Origin of the sequence: Prevotella sp. C561 (assembly GCF_000224595.1) — a bacterium.
In the GTDB taxonomy this organism is placed as follows: domain Bacteria; phylum Bacteroidota; class Bacteroidia; order Bacteroidales; family Bacteroidaceae; genus Prevotella; species Prevotella jejuni.
Genome location: NZ_JH114140.1, coordinates 205,271 through 222,215, shown reverse-complemented (window position 1 = coordinate 222,215; position 16,945 = coordinate 205,271). Strand labels below are relative to the sequence as shown.

General features: G+C 39.1%; 9 protein-coding genes. 5 read left to right on the top strand and 4 right to left on the bottom strand.

Translation table 11 applies throughout. The features are described from left to right. Positions 1-26: 26 nt before the first annotated feature. Positions 27-3,302, top strand: a complete 3,276-nt coding sequence (locus HMPREF0666_RS02440) for an exodeoxyribonuclease V subunit beta (RefSeq protein ID WP_009010715.1) — start codon at positions 27-29, stop codon at positions 3,300-3,302. A gap of 59 nt (positions 3,303-3,361) precedes the next feature. Next, entirely contained in the window at positions 3,362-6,238 is a 2,877-nt protein-coding gene (locus HMPREF0666_RS02435; protein ID WP_042855896.1) for a PD-(D/E)XK nuclease family protein, read from the top strand. A 143-nt stretch (positions 6,239-6,381) separates the two neighbouring features. Here HMPREF0666_RS02435 and HMPREF0666_RS02430 read toward each other — a convergent pair whose 3' ends face one another. The 3 genes from HMPREF0666_RS02430 to htpG form a co-directional block, all read right to left on the bottom strand. Further along, a complete protein-coding gene (locus tag HMPREF0666_RS02430; protein ID WP_009010713.1) occupies positions 6,382-8,937 on the bottom strand; it encodes an ATP-dependent helicase in 2,556 nt (851 codons plus the stop codon). 57 nt (positions 8,938-8,994) lie between these two features. Then, complete coding sequence (mtgA, locus tag HMPREF0666_RS02425; RefSeq protein WP_009010712.1) at positions 8,995-9,684, bottom strand: monofunctional biosynthetic peptidoglycan transglycosylase; 690 nt, start codon at positions 9,682-9,684, stop codon at positions 8,995-8,997. 1,185 nt (positions 9,685-10,869) lie between these two features. Then, complete coding sequence (gene htpG / locus HMPREF0666_RS02420) at positions 10,870-12,924, bottom strand: molecular chaperone HtpG (RefSeq protein WP_009010711.1); 2,055 nt, start codon at positions 12,922-12,924, stop codon at positions 10,870-10,872. A gap of 473 nt (positions 12,925-13,397) precedes the next feature. On the opposite strand from htpG, the gene HMPREF0666_RS02415 reads away from it, so the two are divergent. Then, positions 13,398-13,967, top strand: a complete 570-nt coding sequence (locus HMPREF0666_RS02415; protein WP_009010710.1) for a hypothetical protein — start codon at positions 13,398-13,400, stop codon at positions 13,965-13,967. A gap of 321 nt (positions 13,968-14,288) precedes the next feature. Here the strand turns inward: HMPREF0666_RS02415 and HMPREF0666_RS02410 are convergent, their stop codons facing one another. Next, complete coding sequence (locus tag HMPREF0666_RS02410) at positions 14,289-15,740, bottom strand: aminoacyl-histidine dipeptidase (protein WP_009010709.1); 1,452 nt, start codon at positions 15,738-15,740, stop codon at positions 14,289-14,291. A gap of 76 nt (positions 15,741-15,816) precedes the next feature. On the opposite strand from HMPREF0666_RS02410, the gene HMPREF0666_RS02405 reads away from it, so the two are divergent. Together HMPREF0666_RS02405 and HMPREF0666_RS02400 are read left to right on the top strand one after the other, a co-directional pair. Next, positions 15,817-16,011 carry a hypothetical protein gene (locus HMPREF0666_RS02405; protein WP_042855895.1) on the top strand — a complete coding sequence of 65 codons (195 nt, stop codon included), beginning with the start codon at positions 15,817-15,819 and terminating at the stop codon, positions 16,009-16,011. A 31-nt stretch (positions 16,012-16,042) separates the two neighbouring features. Continuing rightward, the gene (locus HMPREF0666_RS02400; protein ID WP_009010707.1) at positions 16,043-16,648 is read left to right on the top strand and encodes an OmpH family outer membrane protein; all 606 of its coding nucleotides are present in this window, start codon (positions 16,043-16,045) and stop codon (positions 16,646-16,648) included. Positions 16,649-16,945: the final 297 nt, after the last annotated feature.

Below are 16,945 nucleotides of genomic sequence, written 5' to 3'. Positions count from 1 at the left end.
ATCATATAAACCTATACTAACTCAGCATGGAACAAGCATTAACAGTATATAAAGCATCAGCAGGCTCTGGTAAAACCTTTACTTTAGCTTCGGAGTATATAACCTTGGTAGTTAAGAATCCGCAGGATTATAGAAGTATTCTTGCTGTAACTTTTACGAACAAGGCGACGCAGGAAATGAAGACTCGTATCCTATCTCAATTGTATGGTATTGCGCATAGTTTGCCTGATTCAGAGGCATATTATGAACAAGTTCGCATGAAAACAGGATTTTCAGAACAGACAATTCGAGAGAATGCTGCCAAAGCTTTGTCATTACTTACACACCATTATAATGAATTCCGAGTACAGACTATTGACGCTTTCTTTCAGTCTGTATTACGTAATCTTGCCCGTGAATTGAACTTAACAGCTAATCTTCGTGTAGACTTGAATGATGAACAAGTGGAAGCACAGGCTGTCGATGAGTTAATCAATAGCCTTGAAGAAGGCGAGGAGGTACTAAATTGGATTCGTGATTATATCGATAAGAATATAGAAGATGATAAGGGTTGGAATGTTATAAGCCAGATAAAGGACTTTGGTAAGAATATCTTTAAGGATTTCTATAAGGATCATAAAACCGAACTGGACAATCGATTTAGTGATGAATCATTCTTTAATGATTTCATTACAGACTTGCGTGAAAGGCGTACACGTATATTAAATCGTCTGAATGAGCATGCAAAGCAGATGTATAAGAAAATACGTGATGCAAACTTAGACAATCCAAATCTATTTAATAGAGGTGCTAATGGGCTTCTTTCACATATTATTAAATTAACAAAGGGTACGCCTTCAAATGATCCTACTCCACAATACGTACAATCATGTATAGATTCTGCAGACAAGTGGCCTGCAAGTAAATGTCCTGCAAAGGAGAGGGCAGCAATCATAGAACTTGCTTCAGCATCATTGTGTAGTGATTTAAAAATCCTAAATGACTATAGGATAAAAGATTGGAGAGAGTACCAATCTTGTAACCTCACGCTTAAACATCTTTCTCAACTTCGCCTACTTCATGCCATCTCAGAAGCTGTTGATGAGATAAATAAAGACACTAACCGCTTTATGCTAAGTAACACTCAATCATTGCTTTGCACATTAATGAAAGATTCAGATACCCCCTTCGTATTTGAAAAGATGGGTGCTTACCTAAAGCATATTATGATTGATGAGTTTCAAGATACAAGTACTATTCAGTGGAATAATTTCCGTAAGTTACTTGATAACTGTATGGCTCAGGTCGACTCTCATAACTTGATAGTAGGTGATGTGAAACAAAGCATATATAGATGGCGCCAAGGTGATTGGAAACTACTGAACAACATAGAGCATGAATTTACTAAGGAACAGATAAAGATAGAGCCACTTGGCACTAACTATCGCTCTGAAGAGAATATAATAAGATTTAATAATGCATTCTTTAAGCAGGCTGTTTCACAAACAGTTAATGAATTAGAGAGCGAAGGAATACAGGGTGCTACAGAATTAGTTGAAGCTTATAAAGAGATTGAGCAGAAACCAAGGAAAGATAACGGTAAGGGTTGTGTACGTATAAAACTCTTTCGTTATGATTCTAAGAATGCGTCAGATTATAAACAAAAAATCCTCAATGAGTTAATAGAAAACATCCGTCAACTATTAGATCAAGGGTATATGCAAAAGGATATTGCTATCCTTGCACGTTCAAAGACAGTAATACCTGATATCGTAGACAGCTTCCAAAATATAGATACAAATGTAAGTCTTGTTTCTGATGAGGCTTTTCGCTTAGACGCTTCATTAGCTGTTAATGTGATTATTGAGGCCCTTCGACTACTCACACACCCACATGATAAACTTACAGAAAGTAAGTTGGTCAAACTTTATCAACAGCAAGTAATCAAGACAGGGAAAGATATTAATGATTTGTTTGTAGGTGAGAATAGTACAGAGTTAAAGTCTTTCTTACCAAGTGGTTATATCGATAAGTTTGAGTCTTTATCAAGGTTATCACTAATAGATCTCGTAGATGAGATCTATTCACTGTTTAGTCTTGATAGTCTTGAAGGCCAGAGTGCATACGTATGTACATTCTACGACACCCTAAATGAGTATTTACGCGATCATCCTGCAGATATTGACGATTTCATCGAAGAGTGGGAAGACACGCTCTCAAGCAATACTATACAGAGTGATGAAGTAGATGGAATACGATTGATAACCATTCACAAGAGTAAAGGTCTTGAATATGATAATGTTCTAATACCCTTCTGTGATTGGGAATTAGAGAAGACAAACGGCATAACAATATGGTGTTCTGGTGATGATAAGGAAAAGCCTTACGGAGAATTACCATTAATTCCAGTTGATTACTCGTCAAAGATGTTGGGTACAGTATTTGAAGATGATTATAAAGAGGAGCATCTTCAAAACACAGTTGACAATATGAATTTACTTTATGTAGCCTTTACTCGTGCTGGTAAGAACCTATTTATTACAGGTAAAAAGTATGAAGAAAGAACAAAAGGGAAAAATGAGCGTTCACATATCATCCAATATATTATTGAAGAACTTGCCAAAGAATTGCCAGGAGCAATTATTGATGATGCTGGAGAAAACGGACCAATCAGCTTTGAACTTGGAACCCTTTCGACTTGTGAAGAGCGTGTAGAAAAGGAGAAAGCAACAGAGAATCCTTTTGAACTATCGCCTAAGACTCACAAACTAAAGATTGAAACATTCCCCCACCCTGTCAGTTTCCGGCAGAGTAATAAAAGTCATGACTTCATTAAAGGTGAGGACATCGATCCATCAGACGCAAGACGTTATATTAAAGTAGGTAATGTTCTTCATCAGCTCTTTTCTACTATTCTTACTGAAGCAGATATTAAGCCCCGTTTGAAAGAGTTAGAACAAGCAGGTATCATATATAATGATGACATTACATCAAGAGAATTACAGAATAAGATATCATGTGCTCTAAGCAATGAAAAGGTGAAAAATTGGTTTAGTCCACGTTGGAAGTTATTCAATGAATGCACTATTCTTGACTACGATAAGGAGACTGGGGATGTATATGAGCATCGTCCAGACCGAGTAATGACAGATGGTAAAGAGATGATCGTTGTTGACTTCAAGTTTGGTAAGCCACGAGATGAATATCACGAACAAGTACAACGCTATATGCGTTTACTTATGCGCATGGGATATAAGCAGGTTTCTGGTTATATCTGGTATGTTTTAAGAAATGAGATTGTACCAACTTCACTTCCTTCTTAATGTATCCATGACAGTTTACTAACTATATTTTATTCTTAACAAGAGCTTCAATTTCCATTATGAATACATTTCTCGAACACGTAGCAACAGACTTATTGAATAAGTATGGGACCGATATGGCGCATATTACAGTAGTCTTTCCTAATAAGCGTGCTGCACTTTTTCTTAATCAAGCACTTGCCCGACTGGCTGATGGTCCTGTATGGAGTCCAGTATATATGACTATCTCCGATTTCTTCTGTCAGCACTCAGAACTAACCATTGCAGACCCAATTAAAAGTATATGCGACCTATATAAGAGTTACATAGAGATAACAGGTAATACGAATGAAACCTTAGATCACTTCTATGGTTGGGGGCAATTACTCTTAGCTGATTTCGATGATATCGATAAAAATATGGCTAATGCTCACGTTGTATTCTCAAATATTAATAACCTTAAAGAGTTAGATGATATTACCTATCTCACCGATGATCAGAAAAAAGAATTACGTCGTTTTTTCGCTAATTTCGACGATAATCCAGAGGGGATTAGAGAACGATTTATGGCCTTGTGGGCTAAGTTAAATGATATTTATAGCAATTTTAAGCAAAGACTTAGAGCACAAGGACTTGCATACGAAGGTATGTTATACAGAGAGGTAGTTGAGAATCAGCAGATTGAAATAGACTCTAATCATTATGTTTTTGTAGGATTCAACGTACTTCAGAAAGTAGAACAGCATCTCTTCAAACGCTTTTTAAAGGAAGAGCGGGCAAGTTTCTATTGGGACTATGACTATTATTATATGCAGTCGACCAATGAGGCAGGGAATTATATTCGTTCTTGGCTTGATAAATTCCCTAATGCCTTACCCAATGACAACAATGAGTTATACGACAATCTGGGTAAAGGGAAGAATATCAGCATTATCTCTGCACCAACAGAGAACATGCAAGCGCGTTATATAACCGAATGGTTAAAGGAGGATAATAGATATAAAGATGGCAAACGAACAGCCATTGTTCTCTGTGATGAACATTTATTACAGACCGTGATTCATTGTATCCCAAATGAAGTAGAGAGCTTAAATGTGACAACAGGTTACCCGTTACAACAAACGCTGATAGCTTCGATGGTTTCGCAGCTTTTGACCTTACAGATGGAGGGTTACTCTATTCAAGAACAAAGCTTTAGGCTCCATTACGTAAACAGAGTATTGCGACATCCTTACGGAAAGTATCTTATACCAGAAGTAGCCGAAATCATCGAGAAATTAAATAAGGAACGACAGTACTATGTGAAACCTGAAGAAGGTTTACCATTAAGTTACTATTCAAGTGATAGGCAGAACTTACCAGCCTTAGTCAATTGGTTATCAGAAACCATCCGTTTCATCGGTATGAATGGAGCAGACGACAAGGATCCACTCTTCGAAGAGTCAGTATTCCGCATGTACACCCTACTCACGCGTCTATCAGAGCTGATGGCAAATGGTGATTTAGAGGCAGACAAGGTCATCTTTCGTCGACTTTTGACACAGCTGATTGCGTCTACAAGTATTCCTTTCCATGGTGAACCAGCCCAAGGTGTACAAGTGATGGGCGTGCTTGAGACGCGTAATCTTGATTTCGACCACGTTCTTGTCTTATCATGTAATGAGGGAAATATGCCAAAAGGAATAGATGATGCCTCTTTCATACCTCATCTGATACGTAAAGCATACAACCTCACAACCATTGACAATAAGGTTTCTATCTATAGTTACTATTTCCATAGTATGATTCAACGAGCCAAGGATGTCACCTTCCTATATAATAATTCGACACAAGGTAGTCATACTGGCGAAATGAGTCGTTTCATTTTACAGCTGATGGTAGAGTGGAATCACCCAATTCATCGACTAACTTTGCAAGCAGGGCAAGACCCAATGTGTGTTGAAGCTAAGGTTGTTGAGAAGAATGAAGCAGTATTGAGAAAACTCGATGAAATGAGTTATTTCTCACCAACAGCCATTAATACCTATATAACTTGCAAACTAAAGTATTATTTTAAGTATATTGCAGGTATTAAAGAGACCGATGAAATCGATGTTGACGACGTTGATAACCGCATCTTTGGTAATATCTTCCATACAGCAGCTCAGCTCATGTATGAGAAGCTACTACCAAGAGAAATCATCACAGCTAAGGACATTGATAAACTATTAAAGACAGGTAAGAGTACACAATCACTGACCTCTGGGAATGCAGACCTCACCTTAGATGACATTGTAGATGAATCGTTTGCACAAGAGTTATTTAATCAACAACCAGGCACAAGGAAACATCCTAAGCTTAACGGACTCCAACTTATTAATCGTGAAGTCATCATAAAGTATCTTCATCAATTATTGCGAATTGATCGGCGCACAGCCCCTCTTCGTGTGATTGGGCACGAGTTTCCTGTTAAACGTCCACTGACTATCAAAGTGAATGGGTTAGAGAAACAAATAGAGACGGGTGGACGCATTGACAGACTGGATGAGATACACGTAGATAGTGATAATGCACGCTTACGAGTTGTAGATTATAAGACGGGTTCAAAAGTAGCAGAATCTCTTAAATCTGTGGATGAGATGTTTGATCCTAAGTACTTAGAAAAAAAGAGTGACTACACAATGCAAGCAATGCTCTATAGCCTCATTGAGGCTACAAATGACATGGAGCACAACCCTAATCACCATGCTGTTAGTCCAGCTTTGCTCTTCATACAACATGCAGGAAGTGAAGATTACACTCCAGTACTATCAATAGATACGGAGGAGATTACTGATGTCACCGTTTATGAAGAAGACTTTCTCCGTAAGCTCACCGAGATATTAGAGGAAATTCACAATCCTGATATAGCTTTTGAACCTACAAGTAATCCTAAAGACTGTGGATATTGTCCTTACAAACAGATGTGTGGACGATAGTATAAATTAAATAGCAATAGTCACTCAAAGGGATTGCATACCCATACGAGTGACTATTGTTATTTTTAGATGAGGCTTACATCTACCAATATTTTCCAATACCTACATTTTACATCGCAAGCAGTATGTGATGTAAAAGGTGGCTAAGAGATAATCTTAAACTTAGCGAACTTCAATAGAAGTTGTTTTGTACCAGCATTACGGAACGCAACCGTTGCCTTTGCATTCTCTCCTGTTCCTTCAAGATTAATCACTTCACCAATACCGAAGCGTTGATGTTCGATGGTTACACCTACACTGAGGCCAGCCACATTAACTGTCGATGAAACCGAGGATAATGGGGCCTCACCTGCTGATAGGGCCCTACCGCCATTTGTCATGGCAGATGATAACCGCTTGAAATTACCACCCTCGGAAATTAATCTGCGTTTTGTTCGTTCTGAGAAAGGGTCAACGGCTACTTCAGGTCGCTTCCTCTCCGTTATCTTCGGTTTCGGATCAGCCCTAAATTGACTTGCCACAGGATTTGAATTCTGCCATCGTGAGCCCATCTGGCGATACTCGTCGCCCCAAGGTCGACTACCAGTATATGCCTTATTAGGCTCATACTCACGGAAATTATCGCCACTATTCGTTTCTCGCCAAGACCTCTTCGACGTGCGGTCGTCATCCCAAGGCATCAAATGGCGCTCCCTTTCCAAAGCACTCGAACCCTCATTTTCGGTATGAATCAGCATTGGGTCAAAGTCATTTAAGAATCGACTTGGATTATCAAACTGCATTGATCCATAGCGAAAACGGTTCTTAGCATTTGTCAATATGCAATGTTGTTCGGCACGTGTTATGGCCACATAAAGTAGTCTTCTTTCCTCTTCTATTTCACGTTTTGAGCCTAAAGACATAGGACTTGGGAATATATTTTCCTCCAATCCAACGACAAATACCGTTGGAAATTCCAGTCCCTTCGCAGCATGAATCGTCATTAACGATACTTTTGGCGTATCATCATCTTCCTTATCTGCGTCAGTGTATAATGCCACCTCTTGTAGATAGTCGGTCAAGTAGACATTCTCTTCACGCCCTTCCTCACGTCCAGAGTCGACAAAACTCTGCATAGCCGACATAAACTCTTCCAAGTTCTCACGTCGAGCCAAGTCTTCTGGCTCACTACCAGAGTGTATATCTGCACTAATACCACTTTCTGTTATAATCTCTTTTCCCAGCTCGTAAGCATCTTTCAATGCTACATTCTTAATAAAACCACTAATAAGAGTTCTGAAAGAGAGTATCTTTGTCATTGTTCCCTTGTTGACATCTAAACCATACTCGATAGGGTTAAGAATTGTCTGCCATAGAGAAACAGCGTTTCGTTGAGCACATTCTACAATTTTCTGAATGGTCGTGTTGCCTATTCCACGAGTTGGATAATTGATGATTCTACGGAAAGCTTCTTCGTCATCGGGGTTAGACACCAAGCGGAAATAAGCTATGATATCCTTAATCTCCTTACGTTGATAGAAGGAAAGTCCACCGATAATCTTATAAGGAATACCTTGTTTACGAAACTCATCCTCAAACGAACGACTCTGTGCATTGGTACGGTACAGAATAGCAAAGCTACCATAATGGCAATTGTCATTACGTTTGATACGCTTCAACTCATTTGCAACCACCATAGCCTCTTCCCTATCACTATAGCAAGGCTTATAGAGAACCTTATCACCTTCCTTTTCTTTCGAGTAAACATCCTTAGGGATTTGACGCTCGTTATGCTTCATCAACGAGTTAGCTGCCTGTACGATGAGCTGCGTAGAACGGTAATTTCGCTCTAACTTAAATAGTTTAGCATCATCAAACTTATTCTTAAAGTCAAGGATGTTATCTATGTTTGCCCCACGGAAAGAGTAGATACTTTGATAGTCATCACCAACGACACAGATGCGTCGATGTGTCTCAGCCAATTGACTAATTATACTTACCTGTGCATAATTAGTATCTTGATACTCGTCGACAAGGATGTACTCAAATTGTTGACCATACTTTTCACGAATAGCTTTATGGTCACGAAAGAGCAAGAAGGTATAAAGCAGAATATCATCAAAGTCCATTGCGTTGGCTTGTCGACATCTTGCATCATACATCTTGTATATCATGTAGATAGCTGGCATCCGAGCACTTCTATCTCTTTCTATGGCTGCTCGGTCTTCTGCATACTGTGCTGCCGTAATAAGATGGTTCTTAGCCTTTGAGATGACATTATGTACCGTTGCTGGCTTATAAGTCTTATCATCAAGGTCTAAGGCCTTAATAATATTCTTTATGAGTGAACGAGAATCATTCTCATCATAGATAGTAAAATTACTTCCAAAGCCAATAGCCTCCGCTTCACGACGTAGTATTCTTGCAAAGATAGAGTGAAAGGTTCCCATGTAAAGGCGTTGTGCATCATTAGCCGAGGTAATCTGTGCTATACGCTCCTTCATTTCTCTTGCTGCTTTATTGGTAAAGGTAAGTGCAAGAATGTTCCATGGTGCCAAACCTTTATTAAGTAAGTAAGCTATCTTATAGGTAAGTACACGAGTCTTACCAGAGCCTGCACCAGCGATGACCAACGACGGTCCTGTGCAATACTCAACAGCTTCTCGCTGACTATCGTTCAATGCTGAAAGTATTGCATCTTCTCTATCTTGATTTATCATCTTATGTACTTAATGATGTAATAATATTGTGTAATGGGACAGAATAGTGATACGAGACTAATGTTCCTTAGGGAATGCGGGAATGAAAGTCATCTGATGCTCAATCTGTCCAATACGTTTAAGCATATAAGGTCCTGGATTCTTTGAAGAGAATCGACGTGGATTAGGGAGTGTAGCGGCTATAAGTGCACAGTCTCTCCGGCTCAGTTGACTGGCTTCCATCCCAGAGTTTTGTTCTGCACAGGCTTCAACACCATAGATGCCATCCCCCATCTCGATAGAATTAAGATAAACCTCCATGATACGTTGTTTGCTCCACAGTGTCTCAATAAGGAACGTGAAATAAACCTCTAAGCCTTTTCTTATCCACGAACGTCCCTGCCACAAAAAAACGTTCTTAGCCGTTTGTTGAGAGATGGTAGACCCACCTCTTAGCTTCTTACCCTTTTTCAAGTGGTCTTCTGCTGCCTTTTCAATCGCTTGATAGTCAAATCCATGATGTGTAAGAAACCTTTGGTCTTCACTTGCCATTACTGCGACAGGCATTGAGTCGGGCATCTTCTCCAATGGTATCCAGTCATGATATAGCTTTACTGACTCGCCCTTACCAATCTGTTCAAAACAACGACTAATCATAAGAGGAGTAAAGTAAACGGGTATAAACCGATAGACTACCACTGCTAATATTGTAGAGATAAAAGTAAGGGAGAGTACCCACCTTATCACTTTCAAGACTTTCTTAACCATAAATTATAAGTTTGTTATTTGCAAAGGTACTAAATCTTATTTGATAGTAAGCGATATGAAGCATTTTTTTCCTATCATGAGAACAGACAAGATATTATTCTTTTCACAACATATCAAATATGATTTAGCATGCGTGATTCTGTGTTACTCTATGAGAAATGAGCGTACTCTACAACATTAGCATCTGTCCCTACAAGCGTATAGCGGCATTTAGTTCACTCCAAAGAAGAGTCCGCATGTTAGTAAAATATCATTACATAGCATCGAGAACAATATACGCTTACAATGGCTAACACATCTCTTAAATAATACTTTATAACAAACACTGTATCAGAAAGTTACATTTAATATTCAAGAAGACGCTCTTCTTGCCTCAAGAAGGGCGTCTTCAACATACAAGAAGGGCATGTTCTTGAACATAAGAAGGCCTCTTCTGCGGGCTTAAAGGGCGTGTGCTATATCCAAGGAGGGTGAAAAATATTGACAAAGAAGTAAAAAAGAGAACTCTTCCCCAGCCCCGAAGACCCCTCCCCCAGCCCCTCCCCGAAAGGGAGGGGAGCGCCTAACGGGACAAAATTTGCTATGATTGTATATATAATAAACGAACGTAAAGAGATGTGTTTCAGCCTTTAATATTCAACACTTAACATCCATCACCCACTATCATAAGCCATCATCACCTAATACTCAACACCTTACACCCACTATCACAAGCCATCATCACCTAATACTCAACACCTAATACCCGGCACAACAAGCCATCATCACCCAATACTCAACACCTTACACCCACTATCACAAGCCATCATCACCTAATACTCAACACCTAATACCCAGCACAACAAACCATCATCACCCAATACTCAACACCTAATACCCGACACAACAAGCCATCATCACCCAATACTCAACACCTAACACCCAGCACAACAAGCCATCATCACCTAATACTCAACACCTAATACCAAACATTCAACACCCAACGCCCAGCACCACAAGCCATCATCACCCAATACTCAACACCTAACACCAAACATTCAACACCTAACACCCAGCATTCAACAATCAGTCAAAAGAAAACAAAAAGCCGTAGGAACTGTATTTAATTACAGTATCCTACGGCCTTTTATACTATTTGGGAGGTATTAAGGTGAGCGCCTTTACGCATCATCCCTACCCTTTTTATTACTTAATCAAACTGAAAGAACGCTTTAAGAACTTATCGAGAGCAGCTCCTTGAAGCATACCATTTTGAAGTAAGGCAAGGTCGATAAGCTGATGAACCACCTCGTTGCCCTTAGCATATTCGGCAACTACAGCCTTCTTCTTATCTTTAAGCTCGGATACAACCTTCTGCGTGTTCTGCATATCATCCTTCTCTTCTTGTGTCAGCTCTTCAGGCTTCTTCTTATCTTGTGACTGATGGAGAGCAGCCAAACGAGCTTCCTGACCTTTCAGTTCGCTATCTATTGGCTTCAGTTCCTCTGTCGTATTGGCAGTAAGTTCATCAAGTACTCTCTTCACTAATGGGTGGTCGCTGTTCAATACAAGATTATAAGAATCAGGCAACTGAGCATAGAAGCCCATTCCTTGCTGGTACTGGCTCATCTCTTTCATACGACGCATATACTCGTTCTGTGTTACAAGTACTGGTTGGAAAGACGCTCCGAGTGACTGTACATCAACGGTGAAATTAGCCTTATCGAGAGAAGGAATTTGTGAACTAAACGCCTCTGACAATTTGTCAGTCTCGTCAGCTGATAGATTATTCTTCGGTGCATCCTCTTTCTGAATGATACGATCAACGATATCAGAGTCAACACGTACGTAGCGAGTCTTATCTTGCTTTTGCTCAAGCATTGATAGTAATGGAACGTCAAGTTGCCCACTTGCATCAATAACACTATATCCCTTCTGCTTTGCAGCTTCTATATAGCTATATTGCTCCTCCTTATTATTTGTATAGAGGTTTACTAAGAACCCATCTTTATCAGTCTGATTATCCTTCACAAGCGTCTTATACTCCTCAAAAGTAAAGTACTTACCCTCAGTGTCCTTGATAAGTGCAAAGTCCTTGGCACGGTCGTAGAAGTCAGAATCAGACAGCATTCCGTAGTTGATAAAGAGCTTCAAATCATCCCATTTCTCCTCAAACTCTTTTCTATTCTCCTTGAAAATGCTTTGCAGTCTATCAGCAACTTTCTTTGTGATATAGCTTGCTATCTTCTTTACATTCGCATCACTCTGTAAGTAACTACGACTGACATTCAGCGGAATGTCTGGAGAGTCGATAACACCATGTAGGAGAGTCAAGAACTCTGGGACGATACCTTCAACCTGATCGGTCACAAACACTTGATTACAATAGAGTTGAATCTTATTGCGTTGGAGCTCGATATTATTCTTCACACGTGGGAAGTAGAGAATACCAGTGAGGTTGAATGGATAGTCAACATTCAGATGTATCCAGAACAATGGCTCGTCATTCATTGGGAAGAGCGTACGATAGAAGCTCTTATAGTCTTCATCCTTCAGACTTGATGGTGCCTTTACCCACAATGGTTCAACGCTATTAATAACATTATCTTCCTCTGTGTCAACAGTTTTTCCATCCTTCCACTCAGTCTTCTTACCAAAGACTACAGGTACAGCCATGAACTTACAATACTTGTTCAGCAGCTCTTCTATTTTAGACTTCTGCAAGAACTCCTTGCAATCATCATCTATATAAAGAACCACATCACTTCCACGCTCCTCTTTATCAACATCTTCAAGTGTATATTCTGGGCTGCCATCGCAACTCCATTTTACAGCTTTACTACCTTCCTTATAGCTCTTTGTGATAATCTCAACCTTCTTTGAAACCATGAAAGAAGAGTAGAAACCAAGACCGAAATGGCCAATGATGGCCTCTGCCTTGTCCTGATACTTCTCGAGGAAATCATTAACACCGGAGAAGGCTATTTGGTTGATGTATTTCTCTATCTCCTCTGCAGTCATACCGATACCATGATCTCTAATGGTCAATGTACCAGCCTTCTCGTCTAAAATTACACGAACACTCAAATCACCAAGCTCTCCTTTGAACTCGCCAATCGTAGAGAGTGTTTTCATCTTTTGTGTTGCATCAACTGCGTTAGATACCATCTCACGCAAGAAGATGTCATGATCTGAATATAAGAACTTTTTGATGACGGGGAATATGTTCTCTGTTGTAACCCCAATATTTCCTTTTTGCATAGCAATATAATTTTAATTATTTTTATTTTGCATACCTTATAACAAACTCTGTGCCATCGTTAGTAATCAACTAATATTTTCAATAATATCACAAGATGCTTTCTGACATTACTTGTTATTCTTTTGACTTCTCTATATCTAATCATTCTACACGCAGGTTTGTGGCTCTATGTGCAAATACTGTTGGTGGCGTATGAGGCATAGTATTACATCTATATATACAACTCATTCTGAAATAAGTTCTCATTCCTTTGGGTTTCTCAAGAATGTTATATACTTTTGCCTATGAGAATATAACAAACAATAGGTTAATAGTCGTAACTCATTCCTTGAAAGGACAATACTCTCCGTCCACGGAATATGCATTTCTTGTTCGAGGCGTTTGCGTATTGAGTGAGAGTAAAGCAAGATGATTTCAGCCAAGCAGCGTTATTTTACATACTCAGCGTAGTGAACATTAAAACATTTAGATAATGAAAAAGACTGCTACCATGTGCTTGATATTTCTAATAGCATTATCTATATTTGCGGCATCAAGACCTCAGAAGGATATAAAAATATCTCCCGAACAAAAGTTCAAACTGTGGCTTAATGATACTATTAAGCACATTAATGGGAAATATTCGATTAGTTCTGACTCTACGTTATTAACGGTAACTGATAGCTTTTCATACATAGTTAAGAAGGGGAAAACAACTTACACTACCAATAGGAATAACTCAGAAGCTATACAAAAAATGTTGGGGAATGCTCATGAACCTTCTTGTCTAAGTTATAGGGTCATTGCTGTTAGACGTGATGAGTTTACTCCATCTGAAGTAGACTATCTTAAATATGAAACTTATTCAGAGTTTCCTCTTATAAAGCTCATAGCAAAAGACATGATTATATATTATAATGAAAATAGAGCTAATATCAATAGTGCTTATATAATAAATAGTCAACTCAATGATACAACATTAGTTGAGTTTAGCTATGAAGGGAATAAGGTTGTAAAAAGACATTATAAGAGTAAACGTGCTAAGAACAAAGTAAGCTATTGACCAAGAGTCCTTGAAACATATATGCCTACCTGTATAACAAGGTCATCTCCTGTTCTTTTCTATGATTGATTAATAAGCCCCTCAGGTTATAAGAACTGATAAACACATATCTACCCTACCATTGTCTTCAATCGTGCTTTATCCCAACATGTGTGGAGTTCATGGTTAGTACAAGTGATGTAGACGATCAGCATAATATGATAAACAAGGTTTACCGACAAAAGATAGTACAGACATAAATACAAAAAGCCATCTTGTCTTATTAAAAACAAGATGGCTGATATAGTAAAGAGAAATATATACTATATTAAATACGTAATTCTACTTGATGTTCTTGAGAACAGCAAGGAGATGATCCCATACCATTTGAACTGTAGGGATAAGTAGACACTCGTCTGGTGTATGGACATAACGAAGTGTTGGACCAAAGCTAATCATATCCAAATGAGGATATTTCTCAGAGAAAAGACCACACTCAAGACCCGCATGAATACCAAGAACGAGTGGTTCCTTACCGAAGATATTCTTATATTGCTCAACTGCAACGTGCACTAACTCGGAGTTTGGATTCATCTTCCATGCTGGATAACTGTCATCAACAACAATCTCAGCACCAGCCAACTCGAAACATGCACGAACAGTGTTGGTCATGTTTACTAAGTTACTCATAACGTTTGAACGCTGTGAAGATACAACAGTCAACTTATTCTCATCGGTCTGTATGCTTGCAACATTGCTTGAAGTCTCAACCATATAAGCCAAAGCTTCATCCTGACAGTTGGTCAATGGACCATTGTCGAGTGCCTGCAAAGCAAGGATAGCATTATGAGAAATCTGCTTTGGCATGACTGGTGCCGCCTCTGCACTCTCAAGTTTCCAAGCCATTGATGTGTCTGTAACATGAAACTCATCCTCAACATCTTTACTGAAGACATTCCAGTCTGCTTTAACAGTTTCTTTATTAGCTGCAGGAACGGCGAAGAGTACCTTACCATCACGTGGGATAGCATTGTGCATCTTACCTGAATTCCAGTAGCTTAGGCGAAGGTCCATCTTTGATTGTTCGGCATATAAGAAGCGTGCAAGGACTTTGATAGCATTGGCACGTTTCTTATTTATATCATCACCAGAGTGACCACCAACAAGACCCTTCAGACTTGCTTCCATGAAGAAATAACCTTCTGGTGCATTCTCACGTTCGAAGTGGAAGATAGCAGTTGTACTATTACCACCAGCACAACTTACGAATATCTGGCCTTCATCTTCTGAATCAAGGTTGATAAGATAGTTTCCTGTCATGAAACCAGCCTCCAAACCAAATGCACCTGTAAGTCCTGTCTCCTCATCACGTGTAAAGAGACACTCGATAGGACCATGTTCTATTTCGTTAGAATCAAGTATGGCTAACTCGTATGCAACACCGATTCCATCGTCAGCACCAAGGGTTGTCCCCTTAGCATGTAGCCATTCACCATCGACATAAGTCTGAATAGCATCTTTATGGAAATCAAATTCTATATCAACAAGTTTGTCACATACCATATCCATGTGGCTCTGAAGTACAACTGTCGGACGATTCTCATAGCCTTTAGTAGCAGGCTTAGAAATCAATACATTGCCAACTTTGTCTACCTTTACATCAAGGTTGCGTTCTTTCGCAAACTCCTGTAAATAACTAATCATCTGCTCTTCATGCTTAGATGGGCGTGGTATTTGGTTGATTTTAGCGAACTGCTCAAAGACGCAAGCAGGTTTTAATTCTACATTTGCCATTTTTAATAATATTTTTTTTGTAATCTTGCTGTTTTATATTAACTTTGCGGTCAATATAAATGCAAAGATAAAGAAAATGTTTGTAACTTTATTGTTAACATTGTTAATAATTGCTATAGCCATGTTGCTCCTCGGAGTACGTGTACTCATCAAGAAGGATGGTGAGTTCCAGTCGCAGCATATATCAGACAATGCCTATCTTAAAGAGAAAGGTATTCATTGTGTTATCGACCAAGACAAGGAAGCCAGAAGAAGGAACAAGGCATATTAAATAGGAAATAATTAATTAAAATACAATAGAAATGAAGAAATCATTTAGCAGTATGGCAGTGCTTGCTTTAGCATCATTTGCTTTTATTGCATGTAACAATCAACCGCAACAGAACGACACAGCAGCTAACAAGACTGAAACAACATCATCAGCAGCACCTGCAACTGGTGGTCAGAAAGTTGCTTACGTAGAGATTGACTCTATCATGAGCCAGTACACTTATTGGAAAGACGTGACAAAGCTCATTAAAGCAAAGGAAGCTAATATTCAGCGTACATTGGCTGGTAAGCAGAAGGCTATTCAGGCTGCGGCTGCAAACTTCCAGCAGAATATTCAGGCAAATAAGTACACACAGGCACAGGCACAGCAGATACAGGCAAGTATACAGAAGCAGGCTCAGGATGCTGACGCTTTGCAGCAGCGTCTTGGAGCTGAGTACCAGAACGAAGTTGCTAAGTATAACAAGGCTCTCTCTGATAGTGTACACAATTACTTGAAATTGTATAACAAGGATAATAAGTACAGTATTATCCTCGCTAAGAGTGGAGATAATATCCTTTATGCTGATCCTGCATATAACATCACTGATGATGTTGTTAAGGGAATGAACCAGGCTTATAAAGGGATGAAGAAGTAATTTGTAGGCTTACAGTTACTTTTAAATATACATAATGAAGAGGGTGTGTCAAAATGTCCACATCCTCTTTTTTATGCACAAAGCCCCGACTTTCTCAAGCCAGGGCTTTGCTATTTCCTAAAGTTTTTGTACCTTTAGGCATACAAAAAATCTCATTATGACAAAGGTACACTTTCGTTCTTACATACACAAGAAAATGATTCTTTTTCCTCAAAGAATCGATAAGGATATCGCAGAAGATGACCCTGTTCATCTTTTAGACGCCTTGGTGGATAATCTTATGTTGGATAATGTCTA

Excerpts from the sequence above, each read along its gene's own strand:
- HMPREF0666_RS02440 (WP_009010715.1), top strand. The coding sequence starts at position 27 with ATGGAACAAGCATTAACAGTATATAAAGCATCAGCAGGCTCTGGTAAA.
- HMPREF0666_RS02435 (WP_042855896.1), top strand. The coding sequence starts at position 3,362 with ATGAATACATTTCTCGAACACGTAGCAACAGACTTATTGAATAAGTAT.
- HMPREF0666_RS02430 (WP_009010713.1), bottom strand. The coding sequence starts at position 8,937 with ATGATAAATCAAGATAGAGAAGATGCAATACTTTCAGCATTGAACGAT.
- mtgA (WP_009010712.1), bottom strand. The coding sequence starts at position 9,684 with ATGGTTAAGAAAGTCTTGAAAGTGATAAGGTGGGTACTCTCCCTTACT.
- htpG (WP_009010711.1), bottom strand. The coding sequence starts at position 12,924 with ATGCAAAAAGGAAATATTGGGGTTACAACAGAGAACATATTCCCCGTC.
- HMPREF0666_RS02415 (WP_009010710.1), top strand. The coding sequence starts at position 13,398 with ATGAAAAAGACTGCTACCATGTGCTTGATATTTCTAATAGCATTATCT.
- HMPREF0666_RS02410 (WP_009010709.1), bottom strand. The coding sequence starts at position 15,740 with ATGGCAAATGTAGAATTAAAACCTGCTTGCGTCTTTGAGCAGTTCGCT.
- HMPREF0666_RS02405 (WP_042855895.1), top strand. The coding sequence starts at position 15,817 with ATGTTTGTAACTTTATTGTTAACATTGTTAATAATTGCTATAGCCATG.
- HMPREF0666_RS02400 (WP_009010707.1), top strand. The coding sequence starts at position 16,043 with ATGAAGAAATCATTTAGCAGTATGGCAGTGCTTGCTTTAGCATCATTT.